Source organism: Candidatus Nitrosotalea sp. FS (assembly GCF_011319475.1).
GTDB lineage: Archaea > Thermoproteota > Nitrososphaeria > Nitrososphaerales > Nitrosopumilaceae > Nitrosotalea.
On sequence record NZ_RCMC01000086.1, the window covers coordinates 1 to 1,163 of the forward strand.

Annotated in this window: 2 protein-coding genes; both read left to right on the forward strand. The window is 34.7% G+C overall.

Annotation, left to right across the window (positions count from 1 at the left end; translation table 11 throughout):
• On the forward strand, positions 1 to 485 hold a 485-nt coding region (locus tag DYY66_RS03265; protein ID WP_166286177.1), incomplete at its 5' end, for a glycosyltransferase.
• A 75-nt stretch (positions 486 to 560) separates the two neighbouring features.
• Positions 561 to 1,163, forward strand: a 603-nt coding sequence (locus tag DYY66_RS03270) for an asparagine synthase C-terminal domain-containing protein (RefSeq protein ID WP_166286179.1), incomplete at its 3' end; no start/stop codon positions are given.

Here is a 1,163-nt window from a genome sequence, read left to right on the forward strand (position 1 = left end):
TGGTGATAGTGGATAGAGGAGTAGATTCTAAGCAAACCCATGAACTGGTAAAATCACTAGGAGTTGAAAACAAGATTCAATTTATAAAGGGACCACTGAATTCTACAGAACTTTTACATTATTACAACCTCTCAGATGTAATCGCAGATCAATTTGTACTGGGCTCTCTTGGATCAGTAGGTTGGGAATCTTTTTCATGTGCCAAGCCATTGCTTGCATTTGTCAATGAGGAACAATATGGCATGCTTTATGGACAAAGCCCACCTATTGCCAATGCTTCTAATCCGTCTCAAGTAGCAAAACAACTTGAAACTCTAAAAGATGACAAGACAAGAAATACTATTGGTAAACAAAGTAGGGAATGGATAATAAAATATCATTCTCCTGAATTGTTTGTAAAAAAGATAAAAGTAATCTATGATTCTATACTACAAAATCAGCAATCAAGAGAAATCCGTAATAATCTTACAAAGATAACAATCTAAATGCCGTAGTAGTTATAAAGAATATTCATCTTGTAAGAAGAGTTGACTCTTTCAACAGATCTTTTTCCTTTGTTTATGACTTTGTCTTTAAGATACAATCCGACCTATCATGGTATTCTTAAGGGAACTAAGAACATTCCTGACGTTCCTGAACTATCATATCGTGACTTTATCGAACATAAACTAGATTATGATTTCTGTGTCAACAAAACTGAAGAGATACTCAAAAAAAACATCTCGAGAATATCCTCAAAGAAAGTAGCTATTGGACTGTCTGGTGGTACTGATTCTTCACTTAATACATTATTACTAGCAAAAAATGACAAGATTTCTCTGAAATGTTTTTGTATTGGGTTTGGTGATGCAGACGATGAATTCGATGATGCTAGAATTGTTGCAAAAATAGCCAACTGTGAATACAAGGAAATTGTCATTAAAGATTTGTTGTCTGATCTACCAACTATAATATGGAAATTTGGAGCTCCAAAAAGCAATTTGTGGCCATACTACAACTTTAAAGCAGTTCGAAATCTTGGAGCAAAAACCACACTTAGCGGAGAAGGAGGAGATGAGCTATTTGGAGGGTATTTTTTTAGATATATCAAATACCTGCAAAATACTCCAAGAACACCATTTGGCAGGGCGAAACAATATGTACATTCTAGACCAAGAGACTGG